Genomic DNA, 18,000 nt, shown 5'->3' with positions numbered 1-18,000 from the left:
CCGATCATGATGTGTTGACTCTTAAACATAATTTCAAACAATTAATTCAGGTACTTGGCAAACTGCTCCGGCAGCATGGGTTTGAGGCCGGAAAGCGTGGCCGTCGCCAAGGCTGCCCCTCTGGACTCCTGCCACCAGTCGCTGGACTTGAGCGCCGTCATGTCCATCACGACGGTCGCCACCAGCACCAAAATCACGCCGCGCAGCACGCCAAAAGCCGCACCCAGCAGGCGATCCACCGGCCGCAAGCCGATAGCCTCGATCAGCTTCTTGACCAAAAAAGCCAGCAGGCCGGCGGCAAATACCGCGGCAATAAAAACCAGTACAAAGGCCGCCGCATAACGCACCGGCTCACTGGCCGACTGCAGCGGCAGCCAGGTCGCCACCTGGGGCGCAAACCACTGGGCCAGATAAAACGACAGCGCCCAGCCCAGCACCGACAAAACCTCGTAGACCAATCCACGCCAGGCGCCCAGCAGCATGGAAAAAAACAATACCCCCAACAAAACCCAATCAAGCACCGTCACGAATCTGCCAGTTGCTTAAAGGCTGAGGATGGCGGCCGACAAATCCAGCGCCTTGATTTTCTTGGCCGCCTTTTCCGCATCGGCCTTGCTGGCAAACGGCCCGACGCGAACCCGAATGCGCTTGCCATCCTTGGTTTCGGCCACCTGGGTGTAGGTCTTGAGGCCGGCTTTTTCCAGCTTCACGCGCGCTTCGTGCGCCTTGGCCGGATCGGCGAAAGCCCCCACCTGCACCACCATGCGGCCCTCGACATCGGTGGCCGCTGCCTTGGGCGCGGCCGCCACGGCCGTGCCGCCATTGAGCAGGGCATTGGCACGCGCGCCATCGTCACCGGCCGGCACCGCCGGCTTGGGAGCCGGTTTAGCCTCGACCTTGACGGGCGACTTGGTTTCTACTTTGGCTTCCAGTTTGGCTTCGACTTTTGGCTCAGGCTTCGCTTCTGTTTTGATAGCAATCTGCGCAGGTACCACCTGGGGCAGAGCTGGTTTTGACACTACAATTTCTTCCTTGGGCGCCAAACTGGCAGCGGCCGCCACTTTTTCCGTCGGCGCGGCCACTGCCGGGCTGGCCGGCGCGGTCACGGCCACCGGGGCCGGCATGACCAGCGGCTTGACGGCATTTTTGGCGGGAATTTCAATCGGGATATCCACCGCAATCGGCCGCGGCTGGGTATCGAACAGCAGGGGAAAGCCCAGCACACCTATCAGCACCAGCACCACGGTGCCTATCAGTCGGTGCTTGGCGCGTTTTCGTATGACGTCCACGCTTTCCGGTGGAGTGGCTGGCCCGGCAACGGGGGCGGACTTGGCGCCGCCCCGGCGGAGGTTGAAAAACGGCATGTGTGGCTTGAATCCGTTAAAGGTTGGCGTGGGCTGTCGGCCTTCCCTGCTACAGGTCAGACCGTTCTGTCCGGCTTCAGGCGGCCAGGTGCGGTGCCGAAAGACGCGGCACGCCGTCCTTCAAGATACCGCCCACCGTGTAAAACGATCCGAATACGACAATTCTATCAGCGGGGTCTGCCGCCTTGACGGCCGCTTGCAAGGCCTCTTCGGGGCTTTTGTAAGCGTTGGCAATCACTTCCGGCCGGATTTGCTGGGCCTGCCATTTGGCGCGCAAGTCTTCGCCACTGGCCGCCCGCGGCGTCGGCAGGTCGGTGAAATACCATTTATCAATGAGCGGCCCGATCCGCGCCAGCATGGGCGCCACATCCTTGTCGGCCATGGCACCGAAGACGGCATGGGTGCAGGGGTAAAAGCCCATGGCATCGAGGTTTTCGGTCAGCGCCGCCACAGAATGCGGGTTGTGCGCCACGTCCAGCACCAGCGTCGGCTGGCCGGGCACGATCTGGAAGCGCCCCGGCAACTCCACCATGGACAGGCCGTTGCGCACGGACTGGGCCGTGACCGGCAGGCGATCGCGCAGAGCGGTCAGCGCCGCCAGCACGCCCGAGGCGTTGACCAGTTGGTTGGCGCCGCGCAGCGCCGGATAGGCCAGCCCGGCATAACGCCGGCCGCGGCCGGCCCAGCCCCATTGCTGTTTGTCGCCGGAGAAATTGAAGTCCTGGCCGAAACGCCACAGATCGGCGCCCAACTCGGCGGCATGGTCAATGATGCTTTGCGGCGGCACGGGGTCGCTGACGATCACCGGCTTGCCGGCGCGCATGATGCCGGCTTTTTCTCGGCCTATGCTTTCGCGGTCGTTGCCCAAAAATTCCATGTGATCCAGATCAATGCTGGTGATCACGGCGCAGTCGGTGTCGATGATGTTGACGGCGTCCAGGCGCCCGCCCAGGCCGACCTCCAGAATCACGACATCCAGATTGGCATCGGCCAGCAGCTGCAGGATGGCCAGGGTGGTGAATTCAAAGTAGGTGAGCGTTATTTCAGCATCATTTTCGACTCTAGCCCTTTCAACACGGGCGAAAGAAGCTATCAAATCAGTAGCGCCAACGATATCGCCACGGACCCGGCAGCGCTCTTCAAAGTGCACCAGGTGCGGCGAAGTGAAGACGCCGGTGCGATAGCCGGACTGCAGCAAGATGGCTTCCAGCATGGCGCAGGTCGAGCCCTTGCCGTTGGTGCCGGCCACCGTGATGACGGGGCAGGCAAAGGCCAAGCCCATGCGCTGGGCCACGGCTTTGACGCGCTCCAGCCCCATGTCTATGCTTTTCGGGTGCAGGCCCTCACAGTAGGCCAGCCAGTCGTCCAGGGTTTGCAAGTTTTTCATACAGGCCCGTATTGTCGCCGTAGCCTGACAACCTGACAGCGCGAACGGTATCTTCCGGCCTCAAGCGGCTCATCGCCCTGGCCTGGCTTCAATGCGCCCCCCTGGACAATGCGCTCAGTCAAGCCTGAGCGGCATGGCCCTCAAAAGGGTGTGTCAACACCCGTCCATTTCAAGCTATTCAATATCGGCCGTCGCGGAGCGGGTGCTTTTATTGAATTTAAGGGTGACCTTGTCGATTTCACACAGGTCAAAGCCTTTCCAGACCACGTCACCCGAATCATCGTCAAAAACAACTTTCAGGTCCTGTTTGCAGGCGCTCTTGTCAGAGAACTTGAAAAGACGCGACTTGCCGTTGTCCAGGATGCCGTCGCCCATGCGGTCATTGCCCCATGAGTCCCGGTTAGCCGGCGAGATATAGATTTCACGCAACGCCACACCGGTGCGATTGAGCAGGGTGAAATCCGCATCGCCGGCAAGCGCGGAAGCACTCACCATCAGCGAGGCCAGCGTAGACGCGAACAAAACATGCTTAGCAATTTTCATGATGCGTATTTAAAGAGCTTAAGGATTCGAACAAATAATCAAGCGCGCAAAGTACGGCTATCAGAACCGGTTGTTGATCGGTGAGCCTTGCTGGACCTGGAGGTACAGCACGTACAAATTGCCCAGCGGGACCAGGTTGAGCAACTGAAACCAGCCGCTGCGGCCGGTGTCATGCAGGCGGCGGGTGGCGGCGGCCGTCAGCGGCAAAAGAAGCACAGCCAGGGCAACTAGCACACCCCACTCGTGCACCAAGGCGCTGGCCGTCAGGATCAACGTGAAGAACAACACGAACCACCAGTATTCCGAGCGGCTTGCTCGGCCACTGAAGGTCGCAAATTTTTTCAGACAGGTAGCGACAGCATCGAAGAACGTCATGATTTTTTCCAAAGGTTGGGTTTCGAACAGGACGCAGTCTACGAATCGTCAGAGAAATTTCATATGGTCCTCAAGGACCATATGAAATTGAAATCATCGTGTTCAAATTGCCCTCATGCCTGCGCCCTCTATTTTGTTGATTGACGACCATGCCATGTTCCGCTCGGGCATCAGCATGGTGATACGCGCCGCCCTGCCAGGCACAAAAATCCTTGAAGCCGCCTCCATCAACGAAGCGACCAGCCATGCGCCGGATCAGGTGGACCTGGTATTGCTGGACATCAAACTCAACGGCTTGAGCGGCATGGAAGGCATTGCACTGCTCCAGCGCCAATGGCCACTGACACCTATCCTGATGCTGTCTTCGCTGGATGAGCCACAAACCACCCGCCTGGCCCTGGAACGCGGCGCCGCCGGTTTTGTCTCGAAGGCGGAAACGGCTGAAAAAATCATCGAGGCCATCCTTCTGGTTTTGGACGGCCACTTTGACAAGCTGCCCCCGGCCGACAGCAGCCTCGCCGAACGGCGTCTGACGCCGCGCCAGTGTGACGTGCTGGATCTGCTGCACCAGGGACTCTCGAACAAACTCATTGCGCGCCAGCTGTCGCTCTCGAACAACACCGTTCGCAGGCATGTGCAGGACATTCTGGAGTTCTTTCAGGTGGTCAGCCGCGCCGAGGCGGTGGTGGCTGCGCGTCAGCAAGGCCTGATTGGCTGAGATGCCTGTGCCGCATGAAGGCTAACGCGCAACGCTTTGCGGAAAGCCGCATCCTGGTGGAGCAACTGCGCTTGGTGCTGGGCAACGTAGGAAGCACCGTCGCCCCTATATGCCTATTGGCAGTGCTGGTGCTTTTCTCCTTGTCCAACGACAGCAATGCCACGGCGCTGAGGACCTGGTGCGCGGGCGCCATACTGGCGAACCTGTTCGCCTTTCACTATGCGCGCAAGCACCTCACTGGCATCACCCGGATCAGGCTGGCGCACCGCATCGTCTGGGCGCTGGTCGCGCAACGCGCCGTTTCAGGGGTGATCTGGGGCGCCCTGGTCTGGATCACCTTCGATACCGCCTCGCTGGCAGGACGCATCCTGGCCATTGCCGTGATCGCCGGCATGGCGGGCGGCGCGGTGTCAACGCAATCGGCAGTGCTGCCGGTGTTCTTTGCCTTCGTGGTTCCGGCGGTGTCCATCGTGGCCTTGAAGCTGTGGTTGACGGACGACTCGGCCTACCACGCCCTGGGCCTGGTCTGCCTGCTCTACCTCGTCTCGCTGGTTGACCAGGCACGCAGCAGCGCCCGGGCCGCGCGCACCACGATTGAGCTGCGCTTCGAAAATACCGAGTTGATGGAAAAACTGCGCCGGGAAACCCTGGTGGCGCAAGGCGCCCGTCGCGAAGCTGAACACAGCAATGCCGCCAAATCAAAATTCCTCGCTGCGGCCAGCCATGACCTGCGCCAGCCGATTCACGCCCAGGGCTTGTTCCTGGACGTGCTCTCACGCACGGAACTCTCCCCGCACCAGCGCGAACTGGTGGCCTGCGTAGGCAGCGCCAGCCATGCTTCGGCCGAAATGCTCAATACCCTGCTCGACTTTTCACGCATTGAAGCCGGCGTGATCGAGCCGCAGCAGCGGGCCTTCCGCTTGCAACCGCTGCTCAACAAGATAGAGCGGGAATTCGAGCCCCAAGCCGATGCCAGGGGCCTGAGTTATCGCTCCCGCGAGAACACATGGGCCGTGTTGTCCGATCCGGCCCTGGTGGAACTGATTTTGCGCAACCTGGTTGCGAACGCCATCAACTACACCCGCCACGGCGGACTGCTGGTGGCTTGCCGCAAACGTGGCGGCCACGCCGTGCTGGAAGTCTGGGACACCGGCATAGGCATTGAAGCATCGCAGCAAGGCGAGGTATTCCGCGAGTTTCACCAATTGGGCAATCCGGAACGGGATCGCCACAAGGGGCTGGGCCTGGGGCTGGCCATCGCCGACGGCCTGGCGCGCACCTTGGGGCACGGCCTGTCGCTGGCGTCTACCCTGCATCGCGGCAGCGTATTCCGGCTGGTTTTGCCCATCACCGACACATTGCCCATAGAAGCAAGCAGCGTAGAACACGGCAAGCCGCAGATGCTGGGCGCCCGCGCGCTGGTGATTGACGACGACGAAACCGTGCGCACTGCCATGCTCCATCTGCTGCGCGACTGGGGCTGTGAATGCGAGGCCGCGGAATCGATTGAACAAGCACTGGTGTTGGCGACGCAGCAGGCGCCGGACCTGGTGATCAGCGACTACCGGCTGCGCGAAAAACGCACCGGCATCGAGGCCATTGCCGCCTTGCGCGCCTTACTGGGCAACGATCTGCCGGCGCTGCTGATCACCGGCGACACCGCCCCCGATCGATTGCGCGAGGCGAAGGCCAGCGGCATTGCGCTGCTGCACAAACCCATCACGCCCAGCCATCTGTACCGGGCGCTGGTCACGATATTGCCGCCCTGAAAAGGAGTGGCGCCGGCCGCTCTTAGCGCGCGAAGCGGTCGGTGGCGGCGATCAGCTGGCTCAGAATGCCCGGCTCGTTATAGGCGTGTCCAGCATCGGCCACCACGTGAAACTCCGCCTGCGGCCAGGCGCGATGCAGTTCCCAGGCGGTTTTGGCCGGCGTGCAGACGTCGTAGCGCCCTTGCACGATGATGCCGGGAATCCCGGCGAGCTTGCCCGCGTCGCGTATCAGTTGCCCCTCCTCCAGCCAGCCGGCATGCACAAAGTAGTGGTTTTCTATGCGCGAGAAAGCCAGCGCGAAGTCGTCGCCGCCATGCTTGGCCGCCGAAGCAGCATCCGGCAGCAGCGTCAGGGTCTGGCCTTCCCACAAGCTCCAGGCCCGGGCCGCCTCCAGTTGCTCGGCACTGTCTTGGCTCAGCAGGCGCTGGCGGTAAGCCGCCATCAGGTCGCCACGCTCGGCCGGCGGAATCGGCGCCACAAAGCCCTCCCACAGCTCAGGAAACAGCCAGGAAGCGCCCTCCTGGTAATACCAGAGCAACTCGGCGCGCCGCAGCGTGAAGATGCCGCGCACGACCAACTCAGAAACGCGCGCCGTGTGCGTCTGCGCGTAAGCCAGCGCCAGCGTGCTGCCCCAGGAGCCGCCAAACACCAGCCAGCGCTCCACGCCCAGCAGCTTGCGCAGCCGCTCGATGTCGGCGACCAGATGCCAGGTCGTGTTGTTGTCCAGCGAGGCGCTGGGGCGGGAGCGGCCGCAACCGCGCTGGTCGAACAGCAGCACGCAATAGCGCTCGGGGTCAAACAGCCGGCGGTGATCGGGCGAGCAGCCCGCGCCCGGCCCGCCGTGCAGGAAAACCGCCGGCTTGCCGGCCGGATTGCCGCACAGCTCCCAGTAAATCTCGTGGCCGTCGCCGGTCTCCAGCACGCCGGTGCGAAAAGGCTCTATGGGCGGATAGAGGCTGGCGGTGGGGGCTATCGAAGCAGTCATTGGGCACTCCATGAAAGAAAGCGAAGCAAGCGTCGTCGCTGCCGGAATCGGCGGCGACGGGTGCGCCGGGCCATGCCTGAGCACCTTGCTGGAGCGGATTATTCCCCGCTTGCGTCCGGTTCTGCAGCCCCGCGCCCGGGTGCCGATTCAGCCAAGGCCTCAAACGCTATTTAATTGATAGCTGCTTGCGCCCTATGCAATTGGGCTAGAGGCCTATTTCATCTAAAACATGCGAAAATCGCCGGATGATCATTCTTTACGGCATTCCCAATTGCGACACCGTCAAAAAAGCCCGCAGCTGGCTTAGCGAGCACGGACAGAGCTACGAATTTCATGATTTCAAAAAGCAAGGCGTGCCGGCAGAACCACTGGCGCTCTGGGCGCAGGCCGTCGGCTGGGAAAAGCTGCTCAACCGCAAGGGCACGACCTGGCGCAAGCTGGAGCCTGCCGTGCAGGCCGCCGTGGTGGACAGCGCCAGCGCCCAGGCATTGATGCAGGCCCAGCCCAGCGTCATCAAACGCCCGGTGGTCAATTGGGGCCAGGACATCACGGTCGGCTTCGAGGCTGCGGCCTGGGCCACGAAACTCTGAATCCAGCCCCATGCGGGCGCTGCTTTTTCGGCCTAAAACCACATCGGTAAACCGCAGGCAAAGCGTAGGTAAAGCGCACAAAAAGACAGCTTTACAGTCGAATAAACGAACTTTGCGCCCCGAAGCGGCTCTGACTTACTAAAATCAGCAACCGTCAGCTGCGGCGATGGCGCCGCCACCCGCAACGCGGGAAAAGGCCCGCCATCAGGCTTGACCACAGGCAATGGGCCGTTAAAGGAGCTTGCATCATGAAAAACACACTTGTTAAAACCCTGGTCGGAGCCGGCGTCACCGCCGCCGCCGCGCTGGCCGCCGTGCCGGCATCGGCGGCCACAGACATTCTGGCCAGAGTCATCTCCAGCACGCCGGTGGTGCAGCAAGTAGCCGTGCCCCGGCAGGTCTGCAACAACCAGCCCGTCATCACGCAAGCCCCCAGCTCTGGCGCTGGCGCCCTGATGGGTGCGCTGGCAGGGGGCGCTGTCGGCAATGCCATTGGCAGTGGCGGCGGCCGCGCTGCGGCCACGGTACTCGGCGTGGTGGGCGGCGCCATGATGGGCGACCGCATCGAAGGCAGCAATAGCCAGGTGCAGAACGTGCAGCAGTGCAGCACCCAGACCTATTACGAAAACCGCCCCAGCCACTACAACGTGGTGTATGAATACCAGGGCACGCAATACAACGCGCAAATGGCCACCGATCCCGGCCCTTATGTGCGGCTGCAGGTAACCCCCGTGGGCGCCATGCCAGCGCCGCAGCAGGCTCAGCCCCAAGCCTATGCCCAGCCGATGCCGCAACCGGTCTACACGCAAACCGTGGTGGCCGCGCCCGTGGTCTACCCGGCTTACTACGGCCCCTCGTATTACGCACCTTATTACCCGCCCATAGGGCTTTCGCTGAATTTCGGTTACAGCCGAGGTTTTGGGGGTGGTCACCGCGGTCACTGGCGCTAAGCCATTCATGGAATCAAAAAGGGGCTGAAAGCCCCTTTTTTTACGTCAGCAGAATTAAAGCGCCGGCGTCTGAATCAGCGCGCCCTTAAACAGCACCGGCCCGCTTGGGCCCCTGCCCGGCGGCACGCCGCCCTTGGGCTCCAGGCTGATGGCCAGCATGGGCACATTGCGGACATCGCTGCCGTCCGCGCTCAGGCGAATCACCGGCTCGGCGCCCAGTACGCCCAGTGATCTGGGTCCGGCGCCTGGCGGCAAGGCCCACAACTGCAGGGACTTGTCGGGCTGCTCTTGAAAAGCACCGACGCGCTTGAGCAGCAAGGTCTTGTTTTTCGGATCAAAGGTGACCAGCATGGAGGCCGCCGCCTTGTCGTCTGCCAGCACGGCCACGTATTGAATGTCCGGGGTGGCGGAAAGCTGGGCGCTCAACTCCTGCACCTGCCCGCGCAATTGCGTGTTCAGGTTCAGCCCCGTTGCTACGGCGACGACTGTGGCAAAAGCCCCCGCGGCGGCCGCGCCGCGCCACCAGCCCAGGCTACTCCAGCCGCCGCGCGCAAGCTTGGCCGGTGCGCGTGCGGCCTGCGTGGCTTGCGCCTGTTTGTCAGCCCGAACGAGGTTTTCGATGCGCGTCCAGACGGCCGGGCTGGGCGCCTCTTGCGCTTGCAGCTCAGCCACCGAGGCCAGCCGGCTTTGCCAGATCAGCGCCGCTGCACGCAGGCTGGCGTTATCACGCGCCAGCGTTTCAAAGCGGCGCCGCGCGCCACCGCGCAAGGTGCCCAGCGCATAACTGGCCGCCAGTTGCTCCATCAAGGCCGGGTTGTTTTGAATATTCATGGTGAACTAAGCGACCGACTTTAGAACAGCGGTTTCGCCGCCGGGCCGCCCCAAGGCGAAATGCGCCCCCTCGGGGGCAGCGCGGTACGCGAAGCGACGAGCATGGGGGCCAGAGTGCGCCGCGCCGGGCCGCCCCAAGCAAGCACAGTCCCCTCGGGGGGCAGCGAAGTACGCGTAGCGACGAGCATGGGGGCTCTATTTGTCATACAAACCTCGCCATGCAGCCGCGCAATTGTTCCAATCCCCGGCGAATCCAGGTTTTCACGGTGCCCAGCGGCAGCTTGAGCTGCGCAGCCAGCTCACCATGGCTCAGATCGCGCAGATAGGCCAGGCTCACCACTTCGCGCTGCTTGTTCTCCAACTGGCTCAGACACTGGTGCAAGGCCCAGGCCTGCTCGCTGGCCTGCGTCGTGTCCATGGGATTGGGTGAATCCCCCGCCACGGTGTCCGAAATCAGCGCATCGAGTTCCTGCATCCGGTCCGCACGCTCGGTAGCGCGGCGGCGTAAAAAATCAAGGCCGCGGCTGCGTACCACCAGCCCCATCCAGGCCATGGGCGGCGACAGCGTGGCGCGGTAGTCGCCAGCAATTCGCCAGATGTTCAGATAGGCCTCCTGCAACACGTCTTGCGCCCATTCACGATTGCCCACCACGCGCACCGCCAAACCGTAGAGCTTGGACGACGTCAGCTCGTAGAGCTCCCGGAGCGCGGCCTCGTCGGCCAGGGCCACACGGTCAATCAGCATGATCAATGCTCCGTCCGGGTTGTCTGATTGATGGGATGTCATTGCCAAGCATGTTATCTAATACGGCCCAAATCGCCCAATGGATTCGCCGGCCGGGCGGCCGCGTGCGCGGGGTAGCCTAAAATTACTGATTCCCGCGCCGGTCGCTGGCTACCCCTTTTTTTCCTGTTTATCAAAACACCCATGACTACCGAAAAAATCGACAACATCAGTGTCACCACCAAAGCCAATGTGTACTTTGACGGCAAATGCGTGAGCCATGGCCTCACGTTTGCCGATGGCACCCAAAAATCGGTGGGCGTGATCCTGCCAGCCACCCTGACCTTTAACACCGGCGCGCCCGAAATCATGGAATGCGTGGGCGGCGCCTGCGAGTACAAGCTGGCCGGCAGCGACAGCTGGGTGAAATCGTCGGAAGGCGAAAAATTCAGCGTGCCCGGCAACGCCAAATTCGACATCCGCGTGGCCGAAGGTTTCGCGGCCTACCACTACATCTGTCACTTCGGTTGATCCCCAGGAATCCCGCCATGAGCACCATTCTTCAGAACCTTCCCATCGGCCAGAAAGTCGGCATCGCCTTTTCCGGCGGCCTTGATACCAGCGCAGCCCTGCACTGGATGAAACTCAAGGGCGCGACACCCTACGCCTACACCGCCAACCTGGGCCAGCCCGACGAGCCCGACTACGACGAAATTCCGCGCAAGGCGATGGAATACGGCGCTGAAAAAGCGCGCCTGATCGACTGCCGCACGCAGCTGGCCAACGAAGGCATTGCCGCGCTGCAGGCCGGTGCCTTTCACATCAGCACCGGCGGCATCACCTACTTCAACACCACGCCCCTGGGCCGTGCCGTCACCGGCACCATGCTGGTGGCCGCGATGAAGGAAGACGACGTCCATATCTGGGGCGACGGCAGCACCTTCAAGGGCAACGACATCGAGCGCTTCTATCGCTACGGCCTGCTGACCAACCCCGCGCTGAAGATCTACAAGCCCTGGCTGGACCAGCTCTTCATCGACGAGCTGGGCGGCCGCTCCGAAATGTCGGCCTTCATGACGCAGCATGGCTTTGGCTACAAGATGAGCGCCGAAAAGGCCTACTCGACCGACTCCAACATGCTGGGCGCCACGCACGAGGCCAAAGACCTGGAGTTCCTGAACAGCGGCATCCGCATCGTCAACCCCATCATGGGCGTGGCGTTCTGGAAGGAAGAAGTCGCCGTCAAGGCCGAAGAAGTCTCGGTGCGCTTTGAAGAAGGCCAGCCCGTGGCGCTGAACGGCGTCGAGTTCAGCGACCCGGTGGCACTGATCCTGGAAGCCAACCGCATCGGCGGCCGCCACGGCCTGGGCATGAGCGACCAGATCGAAAACCGCATCATCGAAGCCAAGAGCCGCGGCATCTACGAAGCCCCCGGCCTGGCGCTGCTGCACATCGCCTACGAGCGCCTGGTGACCGGCATCCACAACGAAGACACCATTGAGCAGTACCGCATGAACGGCCTGAAATTGGGCCGCCTGCTCTACCAGGGTCGCTGGTTCGACCCGCAAGCCATCATGCTGCGCGAAACCGCCCAGCGCTGGGTGGCACGCGCCGTCACCGGCACCGTCACCCTGGAGCTGCGCCGCGGCAACGACTACTCGCTGCTCAACACCGAGTCGCCCAACCTGACTTACCACCCCGAGCGCCTGTCCATGGAAAAGGTGGAAGACGCGCCGTTCTCGCCACTGGACCGCATCGGTCAGCTGACCATGCGCAATCTGGACATCGTGGACACACGCGCCAAGCTGGGCATCTACGCCAAGGCCGGCCTGCTGTCGCTGGGCGGTAATGCCGCGCTGGCGCAGCTGGGCAGCGACGACAAGTCGTAATTTCAAGCCAAATCAGCCGCTAGCCCTTATGCAGTAAGCGCTGGCAGCTATCAAAAAAGAAGCCACCCCAGGGTGGCTTTTTCATGGGCGCGGGGCTTTCAGATGCCTTCAGAGGCTCACACCACCACCGGCTCGGGTTCCAGCCGGATGCCAAAGCGCTCGTAGACACTGGTCTGTATCGCCTTGGCCAGGGTCATCACCTCGCCGCCCGTCACCGGGTTGCTGGTGCCGCCGCGATTCACCAGCACCAGCGCCTGTTTTTCATAAACGCCGGCGTTGCCTATGGACTTGCCCTTCCAGCCGCAGGCGTCAATCAGCCAGCCGGCGGCCAGCTTGACCGAGCCGTCAGCCAGGTGATAGTGCACGATCTTGGGCTCGCGCTGAATGATGTCGGCGCACTGCTCGGGCGAGACGGTGGGGTTCTTGAAGAAGCTGCCGGCATTGCCTACGACTTGCGGATCGGGCAGCTTGACCTTGCGAACCTCGCAAATCCACTCATAAATCTGTAGCGCACTAGGCTTGTCCACATTGGACTGCAGCATCTTTTTCTCTATATCCGCATAGCCCAGCACGGGCTTCCACTGCTTGGGCAGGGAAAAGCGCACCCGGGTAATCAGCGTTCTGTGCGCCAGACCCAGGGCCTGCGCGCCAGCCGCTTCACCGGCTTGGCTGGCGTGCTTGAAGACGGAATCGCGGTAGCCAAAAGCGCATTGCGCGGCATTGAGCGTGAAGGGCTGGCCGGTCGTCAAATCCACGGCGTCAAGCGACTCAAAGCGGTCTTGCAGCTCCACGCCGTAAGCGCCTATGTTTTGCACCGGCGAGGCACCGACGGTGCCCGGAATCAGCGCCAGGTTTTCCAGGCCGGGGTAGCCCATTTGCAGCGTCCAGCTGACCAGTTCGTGCCAGTTTTCCCCGGCGCCGGCTTCTATGATCCAGGCCTTGTCGGTCTCGCGGAGCAGGCGCTTGCCCATGATCTCGACCTTGAGCACCAGGGCCTTGACATCGCCGGTCAGCACGATGTTGCTGCCGCCGCCCAGGACAAACTTGGGCTGGGCGGCCAGGCTGGCATCCTGCAGCACGGCGGCAATATCGGCTTCGCTGCCAACCCGGACCAGGGTGAGCGCCTTGGCCATGATGCCAAAGGTGTTGGATGACTGGAGGGGAACGTTTTTCTCGACTAACATCTCGGGATTGTCTCACCCCCGGGTTACCCCTCTTTTCTTAGCAAAGCCAAAATCATGCCTACATTTGATACCGTTCTTGAAACCGATATGGTCAAGATGAAAAACGCCGTTGAAAACACCGGCAAGGAAATCGGCACCCGTTTTGACTTCAAGGGAACGTCTGCCGCCATTGAACTGAAAGACAAGGAGATCACCTTGATTGGCGATGGTGATTTCCAGATCGACCAGATCCACGAAATCCTGCGCAACAAGCTCGCCAAGGCCGGCGTGGATGTGCGCTTTCTCGATATTGGCAAGGTCGAAAAAATTGGCGGCGACCGGGTCAAGCAGGTCACAAAGGTGCGCGACGGCATTGACACCGAACAAGCCAAGAAAATCCAGCAGCTCATCAAGGGCAGCAAGATGAAGGTGCAAGCCTCCATCCAGGACGGCAAGGTTCGCGTGACAGGCGCCAAGCGTGACGACCTGCAAGCGGCCATGGCCTTGATACGTAGCGACATCAAGGATCTGCCCTTGAGTTTCGACAACTTCAGAGACTAAAACATGGCCCCCACGCTGGTCGCTTCGCGTACTGCGCTGCCCCCCGAGGGGGCTGTGCTTGCTTGGGGCGGCCCGGCGCGGCGCACCTTCGCCGCCGCGCACATGACGATTTTGCTGGGTGTGCTCGGCTTATCGCATGGTGCGGCCAATGCCCAGTCGGTCATGCTGGCCGGCATGATGGGCAGCAAGGCTTTGCTGGTGGTCGATGGCGGCGCACCCAAGTCCGTGGCTGCCGGCGAGACGTATCAGGGCGTAAAGGTCATCTCCACCTCGGGCGAGCAGGCCGTCATCGAGCAATCCGGTAAACGCCAGACGCTGCGGGTCGGTGAATCCCCCGTCAGCCTGAGCAATAGCGTCAGTGCCGGGCGCGGCACCCGTATCGTGCTCACCGAAAGTAGCGGCGGCCACTTCATGACGGCCGGACAAATCAATGGCCGCGCCGTGCAATTCATGGTCGATACCGGCGCCACCAGTGTCGCCATGAGCATGCAGGACGCCGAGCGCGCCGGCATCAGCTACAAAAACGGCCAGCCGGTGCGCATGTCCACGGCCAATGGCATTACCCAGGGCTATCGAGTCAAGCTCAATTCAGTGCGGGTGGGCGATGTGGAGGTGTTTGACGTGGACGCCGTCGTCACGCCCCAGCCCATGCATTACCTGCTGCTGGGCAACAGCTTTTTGACACGCTTTCAGATGAAGCGTGAAAACAATGTGATGACGCTGGACAAGCGCTACTGAAGCGCTTTTCGCCGCGATTAGCCCGGCTTTTTTCCCTGCGCCTTGGCAGCGCCGAGTTTCGATTCAGTCCCCTTTAGCAGCTTGTTGATGTTCTCGCGGTGGCGATAAATCAGCAGCGCACTGATGAGCACCATGGCCATCAGGATGATTTTGTCGACATACCAAGCGGCCCGGTCCCCGAACAGGTAATAGAGCGGCGCAAAGACCGCCGCGGCCAACGAGGCCAGCGAGGAATAGCGCGAGAAATAAGCCACGATCAGCCAGGTCAGCAAGGTGGCCAGGCCCAGAATCCAGCTGATGCCCAGCAGCACGCCAGCCGCCGTGGCAACGCCCTTGCCGCCTTTGAACTGAAAAAACACCGGATACAAATGGCCCAGGAAAGCCGCCAGCCCGACCGCCGCCACCGTGCCATCGCCCAAGCCATAGTCAGCCCCAAACCACTTGACCAGCACCACCGGCAGCCAGCCCTTCAGGCCATCGAGAAACAGCGTGGTCACCGCCGCCACCTTGCTGCCTGAACGCAGCACATTGGTGGCGCCCGGGTTTTTGCTGCCATAGCTGCGCGGGTCTTGCAGGCCCAGAGACTTGCTGACGATGACGGCAAACGACAGCGAGCCAAGCAGATAGGCCAGCAGCGTGGCAGCAATTGAGTAGGCGTAAATCAAAGTGTTCTCCCCTTCTTATCCATTGTTTTTGTGCTTATTCAATCAGTGCGCACTGCACCGATTTTGCCCCCAGCAGCGCAACGCAGACCTGCGGGTCAATACCAACCAGGTAGCCACGCCGGCCACCATTGATGACGATTTTAGGCAGGGCCAGAATGCTGTCCTCGATATAGACCGGCATGGCCTTGCGCGTGCCAAAGGGCGAGGTACCGCCGACCAGGTAACCGCTATGCCGGTTGGCGACTTCGGGCTTGCAGGGCTCAACCGATTTGGCGCCGATCTGGCGCGCCAGGTTTTTGGTCGACACCTTGCGATTGCCATGCATCAGCACCAGCAAGGGTTTGGCGTCCTGATCCTGCATCACCAGCGTCTTGACAACAGTGAAAGGATCAAAGCCCAGCACCTGGGCACTGTGTTGCGCACCGCCATGCTCAAGGTATTCATAGGGGTGCTCAGTGAAGGCCACCTGGTGGGCTTTGAGCCATTGCGTGGCCGGAGTCTCACTGACGTGATTTTTAGCCCCCACGGTCGCTCACTTCGTGTAGCTCCCTGCCCCCCGAGGGGGTCGCCCGCCTGTGGCCCGGCAAAGCCGGTTCCACGGCTCGAACTTGCAATTCGGGGATCATGGGTGCCAAGACATGTGTGGGGTTTACAGGGCCGGGTCGCGGGCTTCCCAGCGAATCCTGTCAATCTCCGCCAGCACTTCGGCAGACAAGGTTGTACCGTAGGCATCCAGGTCTTCATCGAGCTGGGCCACAGATGTCACGCCAATGATGGTGCTAGCCACCTGCCACTTGGTGTAGCAAAACGCCAAGGCCAATTGCGTGGGCGTCAGGCCATGCGCGCGCGCCAGGGCGTTGTAGCGCCGCGCTGCGACCAGCGCTTCGGGACGGCCCCAGCGCTGCTTGCGCACCGACTCGTAGCCTGAAATTCGCGCGCCCTTGGGCGCGTCAGGGCCTTCGGTGCCGGACACATCGTATTTGCCGGTCAGCAGGCCAAAACCCAGCGGTGAATAGGCCAGCAGCGAAACGCCCAGGCGGTGCATGGTTTCATCCAGGCCGTTTTCCACCGTGCGGTTGATCAGGCAATAGGGGTTTTGCACCGTGGCCACACGCGGCAAGCCATGCTGCTCGGCCAGGCGCACAAACTCGTGCACGCCGTAAGGTGTTTCGTTGGACAGGCCAATCGCACGCACCTTGCCGGCCTTGACCAGACCGCCCAAGGCGTCGAGTTGTTCGTGGATGGACGTCGCAGACTTTTCCTTGGACGGGTCGTAATACAAGGTGCCAAAAGCCGGCACATGGCGCTCGGGCCAGTGAATCTGGTACAGGTCAATGGTCTCGGTCTGCAGGCGTTTCAAGCTGGCCTCGCAGGAGTTGACGATGTCTTGGGCCGTCATGCCACTGCCTTCGCGTACCCAGGGCATGCCGCGCGAGGGGCCGGCCACCTTGGTGGCAAGCACCAGTTGCTGGCGTGCACCGGGATTTTTCGCCAACCAGTTGCCGATGATGGTTTCCGTCGCGCCAAAGGTTTCGGCGCGCGCCGGTACCGCATACATTTCTGCCGTATCCAGGAAGTTGACGCCACGTTGCAGCGAACGATCCAAAATGGCATGCGCCGTGGTCTCATTGACCTGTTCGCCAAACGTCATGGTGCCCAGACAAACCGACGTTACCTGCAGATCACTGGAGCCGAGTTGAACTTTATTCATGTCTGTGGAATTGAAAATATTTTTTATAAAAACCGCGCGCTACTTCTGCACGGCATCAAGAATCAACAAGTTTAAAGGCTGAGCTGCATGGTCAGCAGCCAAGCGCAAAACGCGCCATTGGCTTACAAATGGATACCATAGGGATGCAGTAAGCTTTATTCGTCAAAGCTTACATGCCAAGCTGTCTCAGTTGTTCAACGGCATGTGTTTAATCGTCATTTCAAACCCTTACCAGGAGAACTCACCATGAAGCCCCTACTCTCATCCCTGACCTGCGTTGCCTTGAGCCTTGGCCTGCTGTCAGGCTGCGCCAACATGAGTGAAACCCAGCAAGGCACGGCCAAGGGCGCCGGCATAGGCGCCGTCGCAGGCGCGCTGCTGGGAGCGGCCACGAATGGCTCCAAAGGCGCGGCCACCGGCGCGGTACTCGGCGGAGCCCTGGGCGCCGGCGGCGGCTACATCTGGTCCAAGAAAATGCAGGACCAGAAAGCCGCGATGGAGCAAGCCACGGCGGGCACCGGCGTAGCCGTCAGCCAGACGCCCGATAACCGCCTGAAGCTGGACATCCCCAGCGATGTGTCCTTTGATGTAGGCCGCGCCGCCATCAAGTCCAACTTCGCTCCCATCCTGACCCATTTTGCGAGCAGCCTGAACCAGAATCCCATCACCACGGTCACCATCATTGGCCACACCGACAGCACCGGCTCTGACGCCATCAACAACCCGCTGTCGTTTGACCGTGCCAATGCAGCCCGTGACTACCTGGTCAGCCGCGGCGTGGCGGCTCAGCGCATTGCCACTGACGGCCGCGGTTCGCGCGAGCCGGTGGCCGACAACAGCACACCAGCCGGTCGCAGCAAAAACCGTCGCGTCGAGATTTACGTCGCCGAGCAATCTGCTGCCCGCTGAAGCGGCGCCTCGCTTCGCTAAAAAAGCACCCTCGGGTCAATGCCAGTCAGTTAAGAGCTGACGAAGCCAAAGGAAGGTAAAAAGGGAACGTGTTCAACACGTTCCCTTTTTCATTTGTCGAGCTTTTT

At 61.5% G+C, this 18,000-nt stretch carries 21 protein-coding genes; 9 read left to right on the top strand and 12 right to left on the bottom strand.

The window, feature by feature from the left end:
- Positions 1–41 precede the first annotated feature (41 nt).
- From BM160_RS15615 to BM160_RS15595, 5 genes are all read right to left on the bottom strand, one after another.
- Positions 42–527 carry a CvpA family protein gene (locus tag BM160_RS15615; protein WP_092007105.1) on the bottom strand — a complete coding sequence of 162 codons (486 nt, stop codon included), beginning with the start codon at positions 525–527 and terminating at the stop codon, positions 42–44.
- Positions 528–542: 15 nt separating this feature from the next.
- Positions 543–1,364 (bottom strand): SPOR domain-containing protein, encoded by an 822-nt coding sequence (locus tag BM160_RS15610; protein WP_092007104.1) that lies wholly within the window; start codon positions 1,362–1,364, stop codon positions 543–545.
- A gap of 76 nt (positions 1,365–1,440) precedes the next feature.
- Complete coding sequence (gene folC, locus BM160_RS15605; RefSeq protein ID WP_092007103.1) at positions 1,441–2,751, bottom strand: bifunctional tetrahydrofolate synthase/dihydrofolate synthase; 1,311 nt, start codon at positions 2,749–2,751, stop codon at positions 1,441–1,443.
- Positions 2,752–2,925: 174 nt separating this feature from the next.
- Positions 2,926–3,294, bottom strand: a complete 369-nt coding sequence (locus tag BM160_RS15600; protein ID WP_092007102.1) for a hypothetical protein — start codon at positions 3,292–3,294, stop codon at positions 2,926–2,928.
- Between the two features lie 60 nt (positions 3,295–3,354).
- A complete protein-coding gene (locus tag BM160_RS15595) occupies positions 3,355–3,681 on the bottom strand; it encodes a DUF805 domain-containing protein (RefSeq protein WP_369821794.1) in 327 nt (108 codons plus the stop codon).
- Positions 3,682–3,784: 103 nt separating this feature from the next.
- Here BM160_RS15595 and BM160_RS15590 point away from each other — a divergent pair, with 103 nt between their 5' ends.
- Both BM160_RS15590 and BM160_RS15585 read left to right on the top strand, forming a co-directional pair.
- Complete coding sequence (locus BM160_RS15590) at positions 3,785–4,387, top strand: response regulator transcription factor (RefSeq protein ID WP_092007100.1); 603 nt, start codon at positions 3,785–3,787, stop codon at positions 4,385–4,387.
- A gap of 14 nt (positions 4,388–4,401) precedes the next feature.
- Positions 4,402–6,156 carry an ATP-binding response regulator gene (locus tag BM160_RS15585; protein ID WP_092007099.1) on the top strand — a complete coding sequence of 585 codons (1,755 nt, stop codon included), beginning with the start codon at positions 4,402–4,404 and terminating at the stop codon, positions 6,154–6,156.
- Between the two features lie 22 nt (positions 6,157–6,178).
- Here the strand turns inward: BM160_RS15585 and pip are convergent, their stop codons facing one another.
- On the bottom strand, positions 6,179–7,141 hold the full coding sequence (gene pip / locus BM160_RS15580; protein WP_092007098.1) for a prolyl aminopeptidase: 963 nt from the start codon (positions 7,139–7,141) through the stop codon (positions 6,179–6,181).
- Positions 7,142–7,386: 245 nt separating this feature from the next.
- Here pip and BM160_RS15575 point away from each other — a divergent pair, with 245 nt between their 5' ends.
- Together BM160_RS15575 and BM160_RS15570 are read left to right on the top strand one after the other, a co-directional pair.
- Positions 7,387–7,731: an ArsC family reductase gene (locus BM160_RS15575; RefSeq protein WP_092007097.1), complete on the top strand. Its 345-nt coding sequence runs from the start codon at positions 7,387–7,389 to the stop codon at positions 7,729–7,731.
- A 248-nt stretch (positions 7,732–7,979) separates the two neighbouring features.
- Positions 7,980–8,681: a glycine zipper 2TM domain-containing protein gene (locus BM160_RS15570; protein ID WP_092007096.1), complete on the top strand. Its 702-nt coding sequence runs from the start codon at positions 7,980–7,982 to the stop codon at positions 8,679–8,681.
- Between the two features lie 54 nt (positions 8,682–8,735).
- On the opposite strand, the gene BM160_RS15565 is transcribed toward BM160_RS15570, so the two are convergent.
- Positions 8,736–9,512 (bottom strand): anti-sigma factor, encoded by a 777-nt coding sequence (locus BM160_RS15565; protein ID WP_092007095.1) that lies wholly within the window; start codon positions 9,510–9,512, stop codon positions 8,736–8,738.
- A 202-nt stretch (positions 9,513–9,714) separates the two neighbouring features.
- Positions 9,715–10,257, bottom strand: coding sequence for an RNA polymerase sigma factor (locus BM160_RS15555; RefSeq protein ID WP_255368948.1), 543 nt, complete (start codon positions 10,255–10,257; stop codon positions 9,715–9,717).
- Between the two features lie 183 nt (positions 10,258–10,440).
- On the opposite strand from BM160_RS15555, the gene BM160_RS15550 reads away from it, so the two are divergent.
- Entirely contained in the window at positions 10,441–10,767 is a 327-nt protein-coding gene (locus tag BM160_RS15550; protein WP_092007092.1) for a pyrimidine/purine nucleoside phosphorylase, read from the top strand.
- A gap of 17 nt (positions 10,768–10,784) precedes the next feature.
- Positions 10,785–12,125 (top strand): argininosuccinate synthase, encoded by a 1,341-nt coding sequence (argG, locus tag BM160_RS15545; protein ID WP_092007091.1) that lies wholly within the window; start codon positions 10,785–10,787, stop codon positions 12,123–12,125.
- Between the two features lie 116 nt (positions 12,126–12,241).
- On the opposite strand, the gene murB is transcribed toward argG, so the two are convergent.
- Positions 12,242–13,309: a UDP-N-acetylmuramate dehydrogenase gene (gene murB, locus BM160_RS15540; RefSeq protein WP_092007090.1), complete on the bottom strand. Its 1,068-nt coding sequence runs from the start codon at positions 13,307–13,309 to the stop codon at positions 12,242–12,244.
- Positions 13,310–13,363: 54 nt separating this feature from the next.
- Between murB and BM160_RS15535 the strand changes: the two genes are divergently transcribed.
- Both BM160_RS15535 and BM160_RS15530 read left to right on the top strand, forming a co-directional pair.
- Positions 13,364–13,849, top strand: a complete 486-nt coding sequence (locus BM160_RS15535) for a YajQ family cyclic di-GMP-binding protein (RefSeq protein WP_092007089.1) — start codon at positions 13,364–13,366, stop codon at positions 13,847–13,849.
- A gap of 102 nt (positions 13,850–13,951) precedes the next feature.
- A complete protein-coding gene (locus BM160_RS15530; protein WP_092007088.1) occupies positions 13,952–14,587 on the top strand; it encodes a retropepsin-like aspartic protease family protein in 636 nt (211 codons plus the stop codon).
- Between the two features lie 17 nt (positions 14,588–14,604).
- On the opposite strand, the gene plsY is transcribed toward BM160_RS15530, so the two are convergent.
- The 3 genes from plsY to BM160_RS15515 all read right to left on the bottom strand — a co-directional run bounded on the left by plsY (position 14,605) and on the right by BM160_RS15515 (position 16,963).
- Positions 14,605–15,252, bottom strand: coding sequence for a glycerol-3-phosphate 1-O-acyltransferase PlsY (gene plsY, locus BM160_RS15525; RefSeq protein WP_092007087.1), 648 nt, complete (start codon positions 15,250–15,252; stop codon positions 14,605–14,607).
- 34 nt (positions 15,253–15,286) lie between these two features.
- A complete protein-coding gene (locus BM160_RS15520; protein ID WP_092007086.1) occupies positions 15,287–15,778 on the bottom strand; it encodes an aminoacyl-tRNA deacylase in 492 nt (163 codons plus the stop codon).
- A gap of 123 nt (positions 15,779–15,901) precedes the next feature.
- Positions 15,902–16,963 carry an aldo/keto reductase gene (locus BM160_RS15515; protein WP_092007085.1) on the bottom strand — a complete coding sequence of 354 codons (1,062 nt, stop codon included), beginning with the start codon at positions 16,961–16,963 and terminating at the stop codon, positions 15,902–15,904.
- Between the two features lie 246 nt (positions 16,964–17,209).
- Here BM160_RS15515 and BM160_RS15510 point away from each other — a divergent pair, with 246 nt between their 5' ends.
- Positions 17,210–17,872, top strand: coding sequence for a YiaD family glycine zipper/OmpA-like lipoprotein (locus tag BM160_RS15510; protein ID WP_092007084.1), 663 nt, complete (start codon positions 17,210–17,212; stop codon positions 17,870–17,872).
- Positions 17,873–18,000 lie beyond the last annotated feature (128 nt).

This window comes from Polaromonas sp. OV174, from assembly GCF_900112285.1.
Classification (GTDB): domain Bacteria; phylum Pseudomonadota; class Gammaproteobacteria; order Burkholderiales; family Burkholderiaceae_C; genus Polaromonas.
The sequence above is the reverse complement of the archived record's forward strand: the minus strand, read 5'-3'. Positions and strand labels throughout refer to the sequence as shown.